Raw genomic sequence first — 18,294 nt, forward strand, 5'->3', positions numbered from 1 at the left:
CTGGACGCTATCCAATATCCTGGATGTCCGAAGCCGCCGAAGGATACGAGATGGGATGAGCATGGAGCAGCCCCCGCTGGTCAAGTCCGCGGAGCGGACCGTACGCATCCTGGAGACGCTCGCCGAGTCGCACGACCACCTGACGCTCTCCGAGCTGCAGCAGCGCACCGGGTTCCCGCGCAGCAGCCTGCACGCGCTCATGCGCACGCTCGTCGAGCTCAACTGGGTCGAGACCGACTCGGCCAGGTCCGCCTTCGGGATCGGCCCCCACGCGCTGCTCACCGGCACGGCCTACCTCGACAAGGACCCGGCGCTGCCGTTCGCCCAGGACTGCCTGGAGGACCTGCGTGACGAGATCGGGCAGACCGTGCACTTCGCCCGGCGTGACGGCGCCCACGTCCTCTACCTCGCCACCCGCGAGTCCCGCGAGGCCGACCACGTCATCCCCCGCGTCGGGCGGCGGCTGCCCGCCCACGTCACCGCGCTCGGCCAGGTGCTGCTCGCCCAGCTCACCGACGACGAGGTGGTCGCCCTGCTCCCGACCCCGCTCGTCGCGCTCACCGAGCACACCATCACCGACCTGACCAAGCTCACCGGCGAACTCGACCAGGTCCGCACCCGCGGCTGGTCCTACGAACGCGAGCAGGGCACGCCCGGCGTGGCCTGCGTGGCCGTCGCGGTCGACTACCGCATCCCGGCCACCGACGCGATCAGCTGCTCGATGCCCGCCGGGCTGCCGCCCGCCGAGGTCGAGCGCATCACCGAATCGATCATCAAACACACCCGCAAGCTGGCTGCCACCCTGCGCAGGGAGGGCATCCGCTAGTCCCCAGGAAGGACCGTTGATGCGGTTAGACGGCGTTCTCTTCTTCCCCGTGACCCCCTTCGGCCAGGACGGCGGCCTCGCCGAACCCGTCCTCGCCCGCCACGTGGCCGCCGGGGTCGCCGCCGGAGCCGGAGGAGTGTTCGCCGCGTGCGGCACCGGCGAGTTCAACGCCCTCGACCCCGCCGAGTACACCCGGGTCGTCTCCACCGCCGTCACCGCCACCGCCGGCCGCGTCCCCGTCTTCGCCGGGGCCGGCGGCCCGCTCCCCACCGCCCGCGCGCTCGCCCGGGCGGCCGCCTCCCAGGGCGCCGACGGCCTGCTGCTCATGCCGCCCTACCTGGTCACCGGCCCCACCTCCGGCCTCATCCAGTACGTCCGCGACGTCGCCTCCGTCACCGACCTGCCCGTCATCGTCTACCAGCGCGGCACCGCCCGCTTCACCCCGTCCGCCGTCGCCACGCTCGCCGCCGACGTGCCCCAGGTGATCGGCTTCAAGGACGGGCTCGGCGACTTCGACCTGCTGCAACGCATCATCCTGACCGTCCGCCAGGCCACCTCGGAGCCCTTCACCTTCTTCAACGGCCTCCCCACCGCCGAGCTCACCGTGCCCGCCTACCGCGGCCTCGGCGTCACCCTGTACTCCAGCGCCGTCTTCGCCTTCGCCCCCGAGATCGCCCTCGCCTTCCACAAGGCCGTCACCGGCGGCGACGAGGTCCTGGTCCAACGCCTCCTGACCGACTTCTATCTCCCCCTCGTCCAGCTCAGGGACCTCGCCCCCGGCTACGCCGTCTCCCTGGTCAAGGCGGGCGTACGGATGCGGGGGCTGGAGGTGGGCGGCGTCCGAGCCCCCTTGGTGGACCCCGACCGAGAGCACCTGGAAAAGCTCGAACGAATCCTCACCACCGGCCTCTCCCTGACCGGCTTCTGACCCGTCCCCGCCCTCGGCCGCGCCCCGATCGCTCTGGAGCCGGCCTCCCCCGCACGACCAACCGTTGAAGCCGCTCCCCCTGGCACCCGATCGCGCATCGGAGCTCGCCCCCTCGCGTCCCTGACTTTCTTCCCTCTCACGCCCGGAACGACGAAGGGCCCGCCGGACCGGGCGAGGTGGAATCACCTCATCGCCCGACCGGCGAGCCCTCCCGCCGGCTCACCTCGTCCGAAGGCTCACACCTGGAGGCGGCCGTCCACCCGGCGCGGGATGGACAGCGGGTTCGCGTCCTTGAGCTCCTCAGGCAGCAGCGCCTCAGGCCAGTCCTGGTACGCCGTCGGCGCCACCCACCGCTCGATCGCGGTGGCCCCGACCGACGTGGAGGTCGTGGTGGCGGACGGCCAAGGCCCGCCGTGGTGCATGGCCCAGCACACGGCGACCCCGGTCGGCCAGCCGTTCCAGATGAGCCGCCCGGCCTTCCTGCCCAGCACCTCGACGACCTCGGACGCCTCCTCCGGCGCCACCCCGTGCACGCTGGCGGTCAGCGAACCTTCGAGCCGCTCAAGCACCGGCCGCAGGTCGGCCACGTCGCGGTAGGTGACCACGATGGAGGCGGGCCCGAAGCACTCCTCCCCGATCTCCGGCAGCTTGGCCGCGAACGTGTCGAGGTCGGCGGTGAACACCTTCGGCGTGACCGCCCAGCTGCCCTCACCCGGCTTGCCCTCGGCCAGCAGCTGCAGCTCACCCAGCCGCTCGACGCCGCCGAGGTAACCGTCACGGATGCGCTCGGCCAGCATGGGACCGCCGGCCGTACCCTCGACGGCCTCCACGATCGCCTTGCGCAGCTCGTCCCCCTCGGGCACGAACAGCAGGCCGGGGTTGGTGCAGAACTGCCCGACCCCGAGCGTCAGCGATGCGGCGAACCCCGCCGCCACCTCCTTGACCGGCGCCGACGGCAGCGCGACCACGGGGTTGACGCTACCGAGCTCGCCGTAGAACGGGATGGGCGTCTCCCGCTCGTCGATCAGCTTCTGGATGGCCTTGCCGCCGGCCACCGACCCGGTGAACCCGGCCGCGACGACCGCGGGATGCCGGACGAGGTCGGCACCGGCCTGCATGCCCTGGACCAGGCCGAGCAGGTCGGGGTTCGGCAGCGCCTCGCTGATGATCTTGGCAACCCGCTCGGACGTGTTGGGGTGCCCGGGATGCGCCTTGACCACCACGGGGCACCCGGCCGCCAGCGCCGAGGCGGTGTCGCCGCCGGCCACCGAGAACGCGAACGGGAAGTTGCTGGCCGCGAACACCGCCACCACACCCGGCAGCGCGTGCTTCATCCGGCGTACGTCGGGCCTGGGCGGCGTCAGCGAGGCGTCGGCGTGGTCGATGATCGCTTCAAGGTAGCCGCCGTCCCTGATGACCTCGGCGAACAGCCTGAACTGCCCCGCGGCACGCGCGACCTCGCCGCGCAGGCGTCCCTCGCCGAGCGCGGTCTCCTGGTCGGCGAGCTGCCACAGCTCGTCCACATGGGCGGAGAGCGCGTCGGCGACGGCTTCCAGCACGACGGCCCGCTCGGCCGCCGGCGTCGCCCGCCACGCCGCTCCGGCAGCGGCCGCCGCGGAAACGATCCTGTCGACACCGGCGCTGTCGGTCTCGGGCAGGGCGGCGCCCACGGTTTCGCCGGTCCTGGGGTCGTGTCCGTAGATCATCGAAAGGCCCTTCGGATGCTTGACACTTCTTCCACCTGATTCTTACAGTTGCGGCAACTTGTCCACAAATCTGGCCATTGTTCACATACATGGACGGCGAGCGCATGATCATCAGGCAGGTCCACGTAACTCCCGTCGCCTTCAGGGATCCGCCTCTTCTCAACGCCGCCGGAGTCCACGAGCCGTGGGCCCTGCGCACCATTGTCGAGGTCGTCACCGACGAAGGTCTGACCGGGTTGGGCGAGACCTACGGTGACCTGCACCATCTCGCCAAGGTACGCGACTGCGCCGACGCTCTGGTCGGTCTCGACGTCCACGCGCTCAACGAGATGTACGCGAGGATCGCCGCGACCGTCGGCGGCACGGTGACCGATCTCCATGGCCTGACCGGCGCCGCCACCAAGGAGAAAAGCATCGACCGCGTCTTCTCCCCCTTCGAGGTGGCCTGCCTCGACATCCGCGGCAAGGCGGCCGGCGTGCCGGTCAGTGACCTGCTGGGCGGCAAGGTCAGGGACGCCGTCCCGTACAGTGCGTACCTCTTCTACAAGTGGGCCGGCCACCCCGGCGAGGAGCCGGACCGCTTCGGCGCCGCCCTGGACGAAGCGGGCATCGTGCAGCAGGCGAAACTGCTCATCGACGAGTACGGCTTCGAGTCCATCAAGCTCAAGGGCGGCGTCTACCCGCCCGACCAGGAGATCTCCGCGATCCGCGCCCTGCACGACGCGTTCCCCGGCGTGCCCCTCCGCCTCGACCCGAACGCCGCCTGGTCGGTGGCGACCTCGATCCGCGTGGGCCGCGAACTCGAGGGCACGCTCCAGTACCTGGAGGACCCGACGCCGGGCATCGAGGGCATGGGCGAGGTCGCCGCCGCCGTCCCCATGCCCCTCGCCACCAACATGTGCGTGGTCACCCCCGAACACTTCCCGCCCGCCATGACCGCCCGCTCGATCGGCGTGCTCCTCCTCGATCACCACTATTGGGGCGGCCTCGTACGCTCGTCGCACGTGGCCGCGATGTGCGACGCCTTCGGCCTGTCGATGTCGATGCACTCCAACTCCCACCTCGGGATCAGCCTGGCCGCCATGACCCACCTGGCCGCCGCCACCCCGAACCTGACGTTCGCCTGCGACACGCACACGCCCTGGCAGGACGGCCAGGACGTGGTCAAGCCCGGCGCCCTCCGCTTCGAGAACGGCGCCGTCCCCGTCCCCACCGCTCCGGGCCTCGGCGTAGAACTCGACCGCGACGCGCTGGCGACGATGAACGAGCAGTACAAGAAGTGCGGAATCACGGCACGGGACGACACGTCGTACATGCAACGCTTCACCCCGTCCTTCACCGCCACCCGCCCCCGCTGGTAACCCGCCCTTGCCCAACACGCCCCTCTTCACCCCGCTTCTCCTCAAAGACAGAAGCCCGCTCCACCCACCTCCGGCCAGCGACGGAAGCCCTCCACGCCTGCCTCTGACCGGAGACAAAAGCCCTCCGCGCCCACGTCTGGCCGGAGACGGAAGTCTTCAGTGCCCACCTCCAGGCAGCGACGGAAGCCTCCTGCTGCCCCACCCGGTCGGGTGCAACGGGCTCCCCCACCTGCCTCACGCCAGAGCCGCAAGACTTCTCCGCCCACCTCTGGTCGAACAGAGCAAGCTCCCTCACCTGCCTCACGCCAGGCCCGAAGGCCCTCCCACCCACCTCAAGTTGAAGCCGCAAGCCCTTACACCCACCCTGAGGCTGGGGGCGGAAACCGTCTTCCCCACCCCTCAGCCTCAGGCTGGGCGCAGAGGCCCTCTCGCCCACCCCAAGCTGGGGGCAGAAACCCCTCAGGTTGAGGACAGAAGCCTTCTCAGCTGCCCTCAACCAGAGAGCGAAACCCCCTCACCCACCTTCGGTCCCAGGCCGAAAGCTCCTTCTCCCACCTCAGACCAGGGCCGAAGCGCTTTCCACCTCCGCCCCCACAAAGGAGGGCGCGCCCTGGCTGGCCTGCGATCAGATCGGGATGCACCCTCATCCACGAACCGTGCCCCACGAACCGTGCCCCACGAACCGTGCGCCCCACGAACCGTGCGCCCCACGAACCGTGCCCCACGAACCGTGCCCCATGGACCATCACCTACGGACTCCAATTCCGAGGGACGGATCGGACCGACTCCCATTCGCGCGGAACGAACCACCGACTCAAATGCGCACGAACGGACCTCACCGACTCTTATCTGCGAGAACCGTCACCCACAGATCACTCCCGGCAAGGACCGGACTGGACCCCACCGTTCCTCCGTTCCGGCTGGGAAGAAGCACCCCTAGCCCCTTCCTATGACTCCCACCGACAAATCCATCGACCTATCCCCCATCCCTAACGAAGACACATCCAGCAAGGAGACCCTGTGGTGAACGTCGCCTACCTGTACCCCTGGGACGTGGTCGGTGACCCGTCGGCCCCCAGCCGTCTGGCCGACCTGGGCGTCGAGGCGGTCGCACTGGCGGCCAGCTACCACTCGACACGAGCGGCCACGCCGTACCATCCGGCCCACCGCGTCCTGGACGTGCCGTACCCGGCCTTCTACCTCCCGATCCGCCCAGCCTCCTGGTCCCGCCTGGTACCCGCCGTCCCCACCTGGACCCCGGCAGACGCCTACCTCCAGGCCAGGGACGCCCTCAAGGCAGTCGGCCTCCAGGTGCACGCCTGGACGGTCCTCACCCATAACTCCCACCTCGGCGCGGCCAACCCCGACCTGGTCGTCCGCAACGCCTTCGGCGACGCATACCCGTACGCCCTGTGCCCATCGCACGAGGACGTCATCGAATACTGCGAGGCCCTGGTCAGAGAAACCCTGACACTAGGAGAACCGGACGGCCTGATCCTGGAGGCCTGCGGCCCCATGGGCTTCGGCCACCAAACCGTCCACGAAAAGACCTCCGGCGCCGACTGGACCCCGGCGGACATCGACCTCCTCTCCCTGTGTTTCTGCAAAAACTGCGCCACTCGATACCCCGACCAGACAAGGGCAGTGGTCCGCTCCGCAATAGACCGCACCACAACATTCAGCCACCACCCCGAAGCCACCGCCACGCAGAAATCAGCAAGCACAGCTCGCACCGCCACCCCTCCGCTCTCAGCCGAACAAGCCCTAGGCGACCTGGCAGACGAGGTACGCGAAGCCCGCACCACCCTGACCACCACCCTCCGCCAACGCCTGATCGCAGTGGCGAAGAAGTCCGCCCCCAGCGTCCCCATCACCCTCCACGCCAACCCCGACCCCTGGTCGACAGGCGCCTTCGCCCCTCTCCCCGCAGGCGAACCGAACGCGGACGTCCTGGTGGCCAACTGCTGGGGCGACCCCTCCACGGACGCCACCCGCCTGACCCGCCTCAAGACTCTGACGAACGAGCCCCAACGAGTAGGCGCCTACGTATTGGCCCTCCCCCCACGCCCCGCCGACCCAGAGGTATTGGCCGACCAACTGAGGACGTACAGCAAGGCAGGAGCCACGGAATACCACCTCTACCACGCCGGCCTGGCCTCTCCCCAACGCCTGTCAGCCCTAGCGCGGGCCCTCACCCTCCTGCCCTAGCCACCACGTCTGTGCTGGGTGGGAAGGGAGGCCGGCCGCACGTTCCCCAATCGCTCCGGCCTCCCAGCCCCACCCTTCGCGCCCCAGCTCACACCCTCACGCCCTCACCACCCCGACCTAAGCACCGCCCCACCCACAGCCCTCGCCGCCCCGAACACCACCCTCACCGCTGCCTCTCACCGCCCCGAACACCACCCTCACCGCTGCCTCTCACCGCCCCGAACACCACCCTCACCGCTGCGTCTCGCCGCCGCACCTCAAACCTCGCCTCAAAGGGGGGAACACCCCCATGCGGGATGCAGCCCCACGCGAGGTGCCACCCCACGCGAATGCCGGTCCCCGCGATACAGCCTCATGCGGATGCCAGTCCCCCGTACAGCCTCACGCGAGATGGCCCCCTTCCGGGATGCCGGTCCCGCGAGATGCAACCCCACCCTCACCGCTAACCGGCGCACCCTCACCACCGCGTTCTCGCACCTGGGCCGACCCCGTACCGCCGCATTGTTCCCAGCATCACCCTCGAACCACGATTCGGACTTTGCAACCTTCCGCCAGCGCACCACCTCGGCGAGGAGCAGCCCCGCCTCCTCGCATACTTTCCTGCATCCCACAACTTCTGCCGAGCAAAGGTCCGCCATCCCCGCCCCACCTCCTCGCACACCGTTTGGGGTCGATACAGCGCCGCCCGTCCAAAGGATTGGCCAGCCCTGACACCGTCGCGTTCCTTTGAACCCCGTCGTGCTGCTACGGCCCTAACACTTAAGATTCCGTGTGAGCCGCGCTGGCTCCGGATACATACCACTGCATGAACGATGTGCGAATCGTCTTCAGGAAATACGGCGGCGCACTGCACTGGAACCACCCCGGCCGCGTGCTCGGTGAGGACGAGCACGGCGTCTGGGTGGACGTGCCCGGCGGGACGTTAGCTCGTAAAGGCGATGAACCGCCTGTCACCTGGGAGACCCCGGTCACCATGCTGTTCCCCCGAAACGCCTGGTGGACTGCCTCATTTCACATCCCGCCCCACAAGAGCGACCTCTACATCGACGTCACCACGGTGCCGGAGTGGAGAGACGACGAGGTCACCATGCTCGACCTCGACCTGGACGTCATCAGGCTGAGGAACGGACGTCTCATTCTCGACGACGAAGACGAATTCGCCGAGCATCAGCTTCTCTTGAACTATCCCACCGAATTGATCAAACAAGCGGAAGAATCAGCACGCTGGCTTCTCGACGCAGTCGCGAAAAGGCAGGGCCCGTTCGGCGGAGCACACTTGTCCTGGCAAGCACAAGCTTCATGAATGCATCAAACTGAGACCTGATCGAAAACCAAGGCTATCATCATCAACACCCTGATCACACATCACCCGGAGGCCGCAACCAGTCCGCTTTCATATGCCGCGATAACGAGCTGCGCCCGATCCCGGGCCTCCAACTTGGCCAGCAACCGGGTGATGTGTGTCTTCACTGTCGCCAGACTCACTTGCAGATGGGCGGCTATCTCATTATTCGACAAGCCTCTCGCGATCAACATTAACACTTCCTTTTCCCGCTCGGTGACGCCGTTCAGCCCTTTCACCCTCGGCAGAACAGGAGCCCGCGTGAACTCCTCGATCAACCGCCGCGTCACCGCAGGCGCCAGCAGCGCTTCTCCCCGGGCGACCACGCGGACGGCGGAGAGCAAGTCCGCAGGCGGCGTGTCCTTCAGGAGGAATCCACTGGCCCCCGCTCGGAGCGCGTCATACACATAAGCGTCAAGGTCGAACATGGTCACGACGAGCACTCGGGAAACGTCTTTGATACGGCGCGTGGCTTCAATGCCGTCCATTTCCGGCATCCGTACATCCATCAACACCACATCAGGCTGCTGCTCCAGCGCGACGGCAACGGCTTCCGCTCCAGTCGCCGCTTCACCCACCACCGTAAGGTCAGGCTCAGAATCGACCAGTACGGTGAAACTCCCCCGAATAAGCGCCTGATCATCGGCGACGACCACGCGAATCACAAACCCTCCCCATAAGGCAATGTCGCGAAAACCCGGAACCCCCGCCCACGTCGGCTCCCCGCCTCGAACGTACCGCCGTACATACTGACCCGCTCCCGCATGCCGATCAGGCCATGCCCCGAGCCATCGGACGGCAAGGTGCGTTTCCTCGGGCCATCATCAAGCACCTCGATCCGCACCTCCTTCTCATCCGCCACCACGGACACCCGGCACCGAGCAGGTGCGGCGTGCTTGACCACGTTCGTGAGCGCCTCCTGCACGATGCGGTAGACCGACAGCCCCACACCCTCAGGCAGCCGCGCCCAATCCCCGACACGACCAGCCGACGACCCACCATCCGCAGAACCACCAGCTGCAGAACCACCAGTTGCAGAACCACCGACCGCACGGCCATTGACCCCGCGACCGCCGACCGCATGACCGCCCACCATCGAGCTGCCCGCCGGAGAATCACCGGCCCACGACCCGCCGTCCGCAGAACCACCAGCTGCAGAGCCGCCGACCGCACGACCTCCGAGCGCACGACCGCCGACCCCATGACCGTCGACCACCGAGTTAACCGCCGGCGAACCACCGGCTGCGGAGCCAGCACCCGACGAAGCCAACAAACCACCAGCTACCGGGCCGCCGACCGCAGAACCGCCGACCCCAGAACCGTCGACCACCGAACCACGAACCGCAGATCCGCAGCCCCCAGAACCGCTGGTGCCAGCGTCGGCGGTCGCCGGGCCGCTAGCCGCCGAACCACCGGCAGCAGCATCCGGTGCGAAGTGGAGGTCGAGGTCCACGTCCACCCCGGCCAGCCGCGCCTGCTCCACCAGCCGCTCGATGCCGGCCGGTCCGGGCGCGGGCGTGCGGTCGGGAGCGTCCGACGATCTCAGCACGCCGAGCAGGTGACGCATCTCCACGAGCGCGCTCCGGCTGGCCGTCTCGATCACGCGCAAGGCATCGTGTGCCTCCTGCGGCCTGGACGCGAGAACGTGATTGGCGACCCCTGCCTTGATGGCGATCAGTCCCACACTGTGCGTGACCACGTCATGCAGCTCACGAGCGAGCCTTAACCGCTCCTCCGTGACGGCCTGCGCCGCCAGCCGCTCGGCCTCACGCGCCGCGTACGACCTGCGCTCCTGCACCGCCCTGCCGATCGTCCACGCCCCGCCCAGCGCCCCGATGCCCAGCAGCGGCTGGTCGAGGTGGACCATCCAGTCGGGCGCACCGACTCGCGACGTGCCGGCCACCGTCAGCCCCAGGACGGTGACCAGGCTCACCGCCGCGATGGCCGACGTCGGCACCACCGCGCCGAGCCTGTCGGACAGGGCGACGATGTACAGCGCGTACGCGGGCGCCAGATAGGCATGTCCCACCGTGCCGACCAGCGCTGCATAGAGGGCGAGCACCAGCGTGAGGCAGAAGACGGGCATGGGCCACACCCTGCGCACGGCGATCGGCAGCCCCAGTCCGAGCGGAAGGGCCAGCCGCATCCATGGCGGCATCGTGACGGCGTTGACCATGACCGTGAAGAGCAGGAACGCCAGACAGAGCCCCGCGACCAGGTCGAGCGCGACCAGCTGGCGCCGGCTGAGGTGCCTGGCGAAGAAGGGATGCGTGTCGTTCACGCGTTGAACCGTAGCCGCTGCGGCGGCGTGGCACGTCAACCCAGGGTCTGACCTTGAAGTTCGTACCGTGGTCCGACGCGCCGGCCTGCCGCCGCCCAGCATTCTTTACGCCGTGATCGAACTTCAGCACCTGACGAAGCGCTACGGCTCCACCCTCGCCGTCGACGACCTGTCCTTCACGGTCGAGCCCGGTCACGTCACCGGCTTCCTCGGCCCCAACGGCGCGGGCAAGTCGACCACGATGCGCCTGATCCTCGGGCTCGACGCGCCGACCTCCGGCCAGGCCCTGGTCAAGGGCCGCCGATATACGTCGCTGCGCAGACCGATGCGCGAGGTCGGCGCGCTCCTCGACGCGGGCGCGGTCCACGGCGGCCGCAGCGCCTACAACCACCTGCTCAGCCTTGCCCTCACCAACGACATCGGCCCCAAGCGCGTCTCCGAGGTGCTCGAGCAGGTCGGCCTCGCGGACGTGGCTCGCAAACGCGTGGGCGGCTTCTCCCTGGGCATGAAACAGCGCCTCGGCATCGCCGCCGCGCTGCTCGGCGATCCCGGGGTGCTGATGTTCGACGAGCCGGTCAACGGTCTCGACCCCGACGGCGTGCGCTGGATCCGCGACCTCATGCGCGCGCTGGCCGCCGAGGGCCGCACGATCCTGCTCTCCAGCCACCTCATGAGCGAGATGGCCCTCACCGCCGAGCGCATCGTCATCGTGGGCCGGGGCAGACTCATCGAGCAGGCCACGGTCGCCGAGCTGACGGCGCGCTACCCCTCGCTCGAAGACGCCTACCTCGCCCTGACGGCCGGCAGCGTGCAATACGGAGCTACCCGATGAAGCCGGTCCTCGCCTCGGAGTGGCTGAAGCTCCGCTCGACCTACTACGCGCTCGGCACGGCAGCCCTCATGGTGGTCCTGGGCATCGGCTGGACGCTCTACGTGCGCGACCTGGCCGACGTTCGCGGCACGCTGAGCGCAGCCGCGCCCGAGCAGGGCATCCTGCCTCTCCTGCAGATCAGCCTGGCCGTGCTGGGCGTGCTGGCGATCGCTTCCGAGTACGCCACCGGCCTGATTCGCACCAGTCTCGTCACGGTCCCCAAGCGCGGTGCCTTACTCCTGGCCAAGGCCGCAGTGGTGGGGCTGGCGACGTTGGTGACGGCCAACGCAGTGCTCCTGGTCACCTTCGTCATGAGCCGACTGATCGCGAACGGCCGCCATCTCGGCTTCAACGAAGTTTCGTTCGCCGAGAGCTGGACCACTGTGCTCGCCTCTGGCCTGTCAGTGACCGCGCTGGCGCTGGTGGGGCTCGGCCTCGGCGCCGCCATCCGCTCCACGGCGGGCGCCATCGCGTCGCTGGTCGCGCTGCTGTTCGTCGTGCCGGGAGTGGTCACCTACTTGCCACCTCCGTGGAACGCGCGCATGGCCTCGATCCTCCTGCCGAACCTCGCGCCCCAGATCGGCGGTCAGCGCGTGTCCTCGCAGTTAGGAGACGGCTTCCTGCCGCCCTGGGCCGCGCTGGCCTTACTGGTCGCGTACCCGACCATCGCCCTCGCCGTCGGCTACTCCGCTCTCAAATGGAGAGACGCATGACCGGCGGCCCCACCGAACAACCGCTCGTGTCACCGCCAGGCCTCACCTCGACCGTGACAACCCGCCCTCGCCTAACCCTCTAATGCCCGGCGCAAACCCGGCCCTGTGACCATACGACTCAACGCACACCCGCACGCGCGACAACTCGACGCGAACCTGCACGTGACGACCCGACACACCCCCGCACGTGACGACCCAACGCACGCCCACACGTGACGACCCGACATACGCCCGCGCATGTCGGCCCCACGCATACCTGCGCGCAAGGACCCGCAGACGCCCTGCCCCTAACGACCGACGCGCTCCTTGTTCCCTGACAACCCGGCAGACCCTGCCTCACCTTGACGACGGAGTGGATGCGAAATGAGCGTTCTGACCTCTGAATATGTGAAAATGCGGTCGGTCCGCTCGACCTACCTGACCGTCGGCCTGGCCCTCAGCACCATCCTCCTGGGCCTCGCGCTCGCCGTTACGGCCGCGGGCACGTACGACGCCGCCTCACCCGGGCGGCAGGCCATCGCCAGGATCGCGTACCTGGAAGAGGTGTTCGTGATCGTCCCTCAGCTGGCGATGGGTGTCCTCGGCGTGCTGGCCATGACGTCCGAGTACACGACGGGCCTGATCAGAACGAGTTTCGCAATCGTGCCCCGCCGCCGGCCCCTGCTGGCAGCCAAGGCGGCGACCGTCACGGTCCTGTCCCTCGTCATCGGAGCCGTAGCCGTCTTCGGCACGTACGCGGCGGTCAGGAGTGCGATCGGCGACCGATTCGCCGGCGCCTACGCCACCGCCATCGGCGACCGGCTGCCGCTCCTGATCGCGCTCACCTTGACGGTGCCCGTGTTCGCGCTGCTCGGCCTCGGGCTGGGGGCGCTCCTGCGCTCACCGGCGGCCGCGATCGCCGTCGTCGCAGGTCTCGTCTACGTGTTGCCGATCATCATCGGCAATCTCCCCGAGCCCTGGAGCGAGACCCTCGGGTCACTGATGATCGGCGCGTTGCCCCGCCAGCTCATCGGCGACACCAACGCCTCCTCGGTCTACGGCTCGTTGCTGTCCCCGCTGGGAGCAGCAGCCGTCATGATCGGCTACGCGGCCGTCCCGCTTCTCGCCGCCACCGTACTGATACGCCGAAGGGACGTCTGACATGCGCAACCACAAGCCGGCGCGCAGGCCGCCGGCCACCGGGCGGGTACGGCAGGCGAAGACACCTGCCGTACCGTCCGGAGGCTCACACCTCGAGCACCACCGGGATGATCATCGGCCGACGGCGGTAGGTGTCGCTCACCCAGCGACCCACCGTACGCCGCACGACCCGGCGGATCTCCTGCGTGTCGATCACGCCGTCCGCGGCCTTCTCCTCCAGGGCCCGCTGGATCTGCGGGATGAACTCGTCGAACTGCGCCGGATCGATGCCCGACCCACGCGCGTGGATCTCCGGCCCCGCGGTGAGCTTGCCGGTGTTGGAGTCGACCACGACGACCACGGAGATGAATCCCTCGTCGCCGAGGATCCTGCGATCCTTCAGGGACGTGTCGGTGATCTCACCCACGGACGAGCCGTCGACGTAGACGTATCCGGCGTGGACGGCGCCCGCGATCCGCGCCCGCCCGTCGACCAGGTCCACCACGACGCCGTCCTCGGCGATCACGATGTGGTCCTTGGGCACGCCGGTGAGCTCGGCCAGCTTGGCGTGCGCCCGCAGGTGACGCCACTCGCCGTGCACGGGCATGAAGTTGGAGGGACGCGTCAGGTTGAGCACGTACAGCAGCTCGCCTGCGGCCGCGTGGCCGGAGACGTGCACCTTGGCGTTGCCCTTGTGCACGACGCGGGCGCCCCACCTGGTCAGGCCGTTGATGACCTTGTTGACCGCGGTTTCGTTGCCGGGCACCAGCGACGAGGCCAGCAGCACCGTGTCACCCGCGGCGATGCGGATCGGGTGATCGCGGTTGGCCATCCGCGACAGCGCCGCCATCGGCTCGCCCTGGGAGCCGGTGCAGATCAGCACCACGTCCTGGGGCGGCCATTCCTCGATGTCGCGGGAGTCGACGATCAGCTCCGGCGGCACCTTGAGGTAGCCGAGGTCGCGGGCCACGCCCATGTTCCGCACCATCGACCGTCCGACCAGCGCCACCTTGCGGCCGTGCTTGGCGGCGGCATCCATGACCTGCTGGATGCGGTGCACGTGGGAGGCGAAGCTGGCGACGATGACGCGCTGCTCGGAGGTGCGGATCACCTCGTCGATGACGGGCGCGATCTCCCGTTCGCTGGTGACGAACCCCGGCACCTCGGCGTTGGTGGAGTCCGACATCAGCAGGTCGACGCCCTCGGAGCCGAGCCTGGCGAAGCCGCCGAGGTCGGTGAGGCGGCCGTCGCTCGGCAACTGGTCCATGCGGAAGTCGCCGGTGTGCAGCACGATGCCGGCGGGAGTCCTGATGGCGACGGCCAGAGCGTCGGGGATGGAGTGGTTGACCGCGAGGAATTCGCAGTCGAAGGGCCCGAACACGTGCCGCTCACCCTCGACGACCTCGCGTTTGACGGGCTGGATGCGGTGCTCGGTCAGCTTGGCCTCGATCAGCGCGAGGGTGAGCTTGGACCCGATGAGCGGAATGTCGCGCCGCTCGCGCAGCAGGTACGGTACCGCCCCGATGTGGTCCTCGTGGGCGTGCGTCAGCACCACGGCTTCGACGTCGTCGAGCCGGTCCCTGATGTATTCGAAGTCGGGCAGGATGAGGTCGACACCCGGCTGGTCGGGCTCGGGGAACAACACCCCGCAGTCGACGATCAGCAGGCGACCCTCATACTCGAAGACGGCCATGTTCCTGCCGATCTCCCCCAACCCGCCGAGCGCGACGATGCGCAGGCCGCCCTCAGGCAGCGCCGGCGGGGGGCCAAGCTCAGGATGCGGATGGCTCATGCCCGGCCCCCATGGTCAGATCTTGTTCTCAAAACTCCCGGTTCCTCCCCGTTCCTAGGTATCTGTCAACTTCACCCCGCCGGCCACCAGGCAAGCACGCAGCTCGGCGATTTGCTTCTCCGTGGCGTCCACGAGCGGCAGCCGTACCGGACCGGCCGGCATCCCCACCAGGCTCAGTGCCGCCTTTGCCATGATCGCGCCGCCCGCGCGCAGCATGATCCCGTCCACGACGGGAGTCACCTGGTTGTGCACGGCCAGGGCCTGCGCGACGTCGCCGCTCTTGTGCAGCTCGATCATGCGGGCCAACTCGGCCCCGACCACGTGACCGACGACGCTCACGAAGCCGGCCGCCCCGAGGGAGAGCCAGGCCAGGTTGAGCAGGTCGTCGCCGGAGTAGAATTTGAGGTCGGTCGAGATCATCACCTGGCTGGCGGCGAACAGGTCGCCCTTGGCGTCCTTCACGGCCACGATGCGCGGGTGCTGCGCCAGGCGCAGCAAAGTCTCAAGCTTGATCGGTACGCCACTGCGTCCCGGAATGTCGTACAGCATCACCGGCAGGTCGGTCGCGTCGGCGACGGCGGTGAAGTGCTGGTAAAGCCCCTCTTGCGGCGGCTTGTTGTAATACGGCGTCACCACGAGCAGGCCGTGGGCGCCGGCGCGGGCCGCCTGCTTGGCGAGCTCGACGCTGTGGCGGGTGTCGTTGGTACCCGCCCCCGCGACCACGGTCGCGCGGTCGCCGACCGCGTCCAGCACAGCGCTGACGATGCGCTGCTTCTCCTCGTCGGAGGTGGTGGGCGACTCACCGGTCGTCCCGTTGACGATCAAACCGTCGTTTCGCTGCTCGTCCACCAGATAGGTGGCAAGACGTCGCACAGCCGCGTAATCGACCTCACCGTCGGGGGTGAACGGCGTGACCATCGCGGTCAGCATACGGCCGAAGGGCGCGTCGGTGGTTCCAGTTGGCGATGCCATAGTGCGAACGCTACCCGGATTCAGAAATCCATTGGACGTCGCCACCCCGCTTCGCCTGCCCGGAGCCGTGTTTTGCCCCCTTTCGCCAGCATCTGTACGCCTCAGCGCACGACACCGGATGACCCAGCCGACCGTCACGACGCATCGCGGTGGCCGGCCGCGCTCCCTCATCGCAGGCTACCCGGCGCCCAGACCACCTACGCCACCGCGGCACACCCCACGATCCCCATCACATGTGCGCCCTCCCCTCGCGAAAGGGTCGAATCAGCCCGCATCGCCACGAAGCCACGCCCTTAAGGGTGCGCTCCAGCTGAAACCGGCGCGTAGCTCGCTACTCGGGACTCCGCATCCCGAGCCGGTGCAGCGCCACGCAAAGCAATCTTCATGGGCATGACCCCTCAAGGGAGTGATCACTTAGGCATACGCATCCCCTCGCGTACGGAGGGGGACAAGGCGGCGCGGACGTACTGGGACAGGCCTCGACATGACGGACGGCCGTTGCGGCGGGGCTGAGCGGAGGGTCAAGAAGACCTTGGCTTCGAACCAAGAAAAGGTGGTCTCACCTGGCCGTACGTCACTAAGGTAGGCGGCGGTCAGGCAAGGCCGACATGGAAGAGGTCGCCGATATGTGCTCGGGGGTACACACATCGACGACCTCTATCGGAGAATCGGCCGCCCTTACACCGGCGTTACAGGGTTTCTCCGATAATTTTCCGCCATCGCAAAGTTGGGGCTCCAGCGTCCTTCGATGACGGTCGGTTACCTGCCGAATACGGCAACATGGGGCAACGCCTCACACGAACCCCCAGGGATGGACTAGTGGCCACCTCAGATCCGGTCTACCTGCGTGTCGTCGAAGACATCCGGCGACAGATCACCGACGGCACCCTTCCCCCCGGCGCGCCCATTCCTTCGCGGGCGCAGCTGACCCGCAAATATCAGGTCGGCGAGACCGCCGCCCGTCATGCGTTGCGCGTACTCGCGGGCGAGGGCCTCATCATCGGCCGCGTGGGCTCGGGACATTACGTCCGAGAACGTCCCGACCTGACCGCGCTGCATCGATGGCGTTTCCTCGATCATCCAGCCCCCTTCGCGGCCGACCTGCAGTCACAGGGCAGACGCGTGACGTGGGACTGGCACAGCGAGCTCACCGAAGCCGGCCCCGACATCGCCCGGCGGCTCCGGTTGCCCGAGACGGCGACGCTGACCAGGACCCGCTATGTCTTCCGCGGCGACGGCCGGCCCCTCCAACTCGCCACGTCGTACGAGATGCGGGAGTTCGCCTCCTACAGCGACGAGGACCGGCGGGGATTCGTCACACGGATGTACGCGCACGGCATAAAGATCACGGAGATCGTCGAAAGCGTGCACACCCGCATCCCGCGGCCGGTGGAGAGCGACGTTCTCGACCTGGCGGCCGGCGTGCACGTGCTGCACGTGGAGCGTACGCATTGGGCGGGCGACCGGCCGGTGGAGACGAGCGACATCGTCATCCCGGGCGACCGATTCCGGGTCATGTACAGCATGCCCGTCTAGAACGGTGAGCTCCGGGCGAGCACCTTCTCTCTCGCCCGGAGCTCCCCACCTCGGTACTCATCCACGCGATACTCCCCATGCCGCCACCCACGCGGCTTCTTGAACACCCTGCCGCGCAACCCTCCGGCCCCTGTTCGGGAACACACCAGGACACACTGCGCGCAGCGGCTCCAAGGTCCTGCCTCAGGCGACACCGAGAGACGCTTCGTCGCCCGTCGGGCCGAATACCCCCGTCGCACCTGTACCTGGCCGGGCAATGACCTCGCATGGCCACGACCCTCCACACGCACGCAAAGGCCCTTGCTGACCTTTCTCGAGCGTGCGCCTCGCTTGGCATGCTCCGCCGCCGGCTGCACTTATTCAGGCAACTTGGCGGCCATGCGGCTCCCCGCTTCGAGCCGCCCTGGCCAGCTGGGCGCCTTCATGCAGAGCCCAGCCCTCCGTTACGTGTCTCTAGCCAGGACACGCATCTTCCCGGCAACGCCCACTTCTTCGCTGCTGCCCTCTGAGCCGGAGCGCGGGCCATCCCTCCTGGCGAATGTCCGAGTTCGAGCGGCGGCGCGGCCGACTCGGGACCGATGGACGCGGAGGCGGTCATGGGATACATGACCCGAGATGCGCGATGGCGCGGGATCACCG

At 68.3% G+C, this 18,294-nt stretch carries 13 protein-coding genes and 1 pseudogene; 9 read left to right on the top strand and 5 right to left on the bottom strand.

Annotation, left to right across the window (positions count from 1 at the left end):
- The first annotated feature begins 55 nt into the window (after window positions 1-55).
- Together AB0K12_RS31395 and AB0K12_RS31400 are read left to right on the top strand one after the other, a co-directional pair.
- Window positions 56-826 (top strand): IclR family transcriptional regulator, encoded by a 771-nt coding sequence (locus AB0K12_RS31395; RefSeq protein ID WP_355429373.1) that lies wholly within the window; start codon window positions 56-58, stop codon window positions 824-826.
- The gene (locus AB0K12_RS31400; RefSeq protein ID WP_364569632.1) at window positions 795-1,754 is read left to right on the top strand and encodes a 5-dehydro-4-deoxyglucarate dehydratase; all 960 of its coding nucleotides are present in this window, start codon (window positions 795-797) and stop codon (window positions 1,752-1,754) included. Before AB0K12_RS31395 ends, AB0K12_RS31400 begins: the two co-directional genes overlap by 32 nt.
- 236 nt (window positions 1,755-1,990) lie before the next feature.
- On the opposite strand, the gene AB0K12_RS31405 is transcribed toward AB0K12_RS31400, so the two are convergent.
- Window positions 1,991-3,460 carry an aldehyde dehydrogenase (NADP(+)) gene (locus tag AB0K12_RS31405; protein WP_364569169.1) on the bottom strand — a complete coding sequence of 490 codons (1,470 nt, stop codon included), beginning with the start codon at window positions 3,458-3,460 and terminating at the stop codon, window positions 1,991-1,993.
- 89 nt (window positions 3,461-3,549) lie between these two features.
- On the opposite strand from AB0K12_RS31405, the gene AB0K12_RS31410 reads away from it, so the two are divergent.
- The 3 genes from AB0K12_RS31410 to AB0K12_RS31420 all read left to right on the top strand — a co-directional run bounded on the left by AB0K12_RS31410 (window position 3,550) and on the right by AB0K12_RS31420 (window position 8,332).
- Complete coding sequence (locus AB0K12_RS31410; RefSeq protein ID WP_364569172.1) at window positions 3,550-4,821, top strand: glucarate dehydratase family protein; 1,272 nt, start codon at window positions 3,550-3,552, stop codon at window positions 4,819-4,821.
- 1,020 nt (window positions 4,822-5,841) lie between these two features.
- A complete protein-coding gene (locus tag AB0K12_RS31415) occupies window positions 5,842-7,029 on the top strand; it encodes a hypothetical protein (protein ID WP_364569175.1) in 1,188 nt (395 codons plus the stop codon).
- Window positions 7,030-7,834: 805 nt separating this feature from the next.
- Complete coding sequence (locus AB0K12_RS31420; RefSeq protein WP_364569178.1) at window positions 7,835-8,332, top strand: DUF402 domain-containing protein; 498 nt, start codon at window positions 7,835-7,837, stop codon at window positions 8,330-8,332.
- 62 nt (window positions 8,333-8,394) lie between these two features.
- On the opposite strand, the gene AB0K12_RS31425 is transcribed toward AB0K12_RS31420, so the two are convergent.
- Window positions 8,395-9,036, bottom strand: coding sequence for a response regulator transcription factor (locus AB0K12_RS31425; protein ID WP_364569181.1), 642 nt, complete (start codon window positions 9,034-9,036; stop codon window positions 8,395-8,397).
- Window positions 9,033-10,652, bottom strand: coding sequence for a histidine kinase (locus tag AB0K12_RS31430; RefSeq protein WP_364569183.1), 1,620 nt, complete (start codon window positions 10,650-10,652; stop codon window positions 9,033-9,035). The genes AB0K12_RS31425 and AB0K12_RS31430 overlap by 4 nt, the downstream gene beginning before the upstream one ends.
- Window positions 10,653-10,764: 112 nt before the next feature.
- On the opposite strand from AB0K12_RS31430, the pseudogene AB0K12_RS31435 reads away from it, so the two are divergent.
- The 3 genes and pseudogenes from AB0K12_RS31435 to AB0K12_RS31445 all read left to right on the top strand — a co-directional run.
- Window positions 10,765-11,403, top strand: a pseudogene (locus AB0K12_RS31435) (ATP-binding cassette domain-containing protein); the annotation flags it as partial.
- 77 nt (window positions 11,404-11,480) lie between these two features.
- A complete protein-coding gene (locus AB0K12_RS31440) occupies window positions 11,481-12,236 on the top strand; it encodes an ABC transporter permease (protein WP_364569186.1) in 756 nt (251 codons plus the stop codon).
- A gap of 393 nt (window positions 12,237-12,629) precedes the next feature.
- A complete protein-coding gene (locus tag AB0K12_RS31445) occupies window positions 12,630-13,376 on the top strand; it encodes an ABC transporter permease subunit (protein WP_364569188.1) in 747 nt (248 codons plus the stop codon).
- A gap of 85 nt (window positions 13,377-13,461) precedes the next feature.
- Here AB0K12_RS31445 and AB0K12_RS31450 read toward each other — a convergent pair whose 3' ends face one another.
- Both AB0K12_RS31450 and dapA read right to left on the bottom strand, forming a co-directional pair.
- Window positions 13,462-15,147, bottom strand: coding sequence for a ribonuclease J (locus AB0K12_RS31450; protein WP_364569191.1), 1,686 nt, complete (start codon window positions 15,145-15,147; stop codon window positions 13,462-13,464).
- A gap of 54 nt (window positions 15,148-15,201) precedes the next feature.
- Window positions 15,202-16,119, bottom strand: a complete 918-nt coding sequence (gene dapA / locus AB0K12_RS31455) for a 4-hydroxy-tetrahydrodipicolinate synthase (protein ID WP_364569194.1) — start codon at window positions 16,117-16,119, stop codon at window positions 15,202-15,204.
- 819 nt (window positions 16,120-16,938) lie between these two features.
- On the opposite strand from dapA, the gene AB0K12_RS31460 reads away from it, so the two are divergent.
- Window positions 16,939-17,655, top strand: a complete 717-nt coding sequence (locus tag AB0K12_RS31460; RefSeq protein ID WP_364569197.1) for a GntR family transcriptional regulator — start codon at window positions 16,939-16,941, stop codon at window positions 17,653-17,655.
- Window positions 17,656-18,294: the final 639 nt, after the last annotated feature.

Origin of the sequence: Nonomuraea sp. NPDC049419 (genome assembly GCF_040676995.1) — a bacterium.
Lineage (GTDB): Bacteria > Actinomycetota > Actinomycetes > Streptosporangiales > Streptosporangiaceae > Nonomuraea > Nonomuraea salmonea.

Coding starts and splice junctions, on each gene's coding strand:
- AB0K12_RS31395 (WP_355429373.1), top strand. CDS start 56: ATGAGCATGGAGCAGCCCCCGCTGGTCAAGTCCGCGGAGCGGACCGTA.
- dapA (WP_364569194.1), bottom strand. CDS start 16,119: ATGGCATCGCCAACTGGAACCACCGACGCGCCCTTCGGCCGTATGCTG.
- AB0K12_RS31450 (WP_364569191.1), bottom strand. CDS start 15,147: ATGAGCCATCCGCATCCTGAGCTTGGCCCCCCGCCGGCGCTGCCTGAG.
- AB0K12_RS31440 (WP_364569186.1), top strand. CDS start 11,481: ATGAAGCCGGTCCTCGCCTCGGAGTGGCTGAAGCTCCGCTCGACCTAC.
- AB0K12_RS31445 (WP_364569188.1), top strand. CDS start 12,630: ATGCGGTCGGTCCGCTCGACCTACCTGACCGTCGGCCTGGCCCTCAGC.
- AB0K12_RS31410 (WP_364569172.1), top strand. CDS start 3,550: ATGGACGGCGAGCGCATGATCATCAGGCAGGTCCACGTAACTCCCGTC.
- AB0K12_RS31420 (WP_364569178.1), top strand. CDS start 7,835: ATGAACGATGTGCGAATCGTCTTCAGGAAATACGGCGGCGCACTGCAC.
- AB0K12_RS31405 (WP_364569169.1), bottom strand. CDS start 3,460: ATGATCTACGGACACGACCCCAGGACCGGCGAAACCGTGGGCGCCGCC.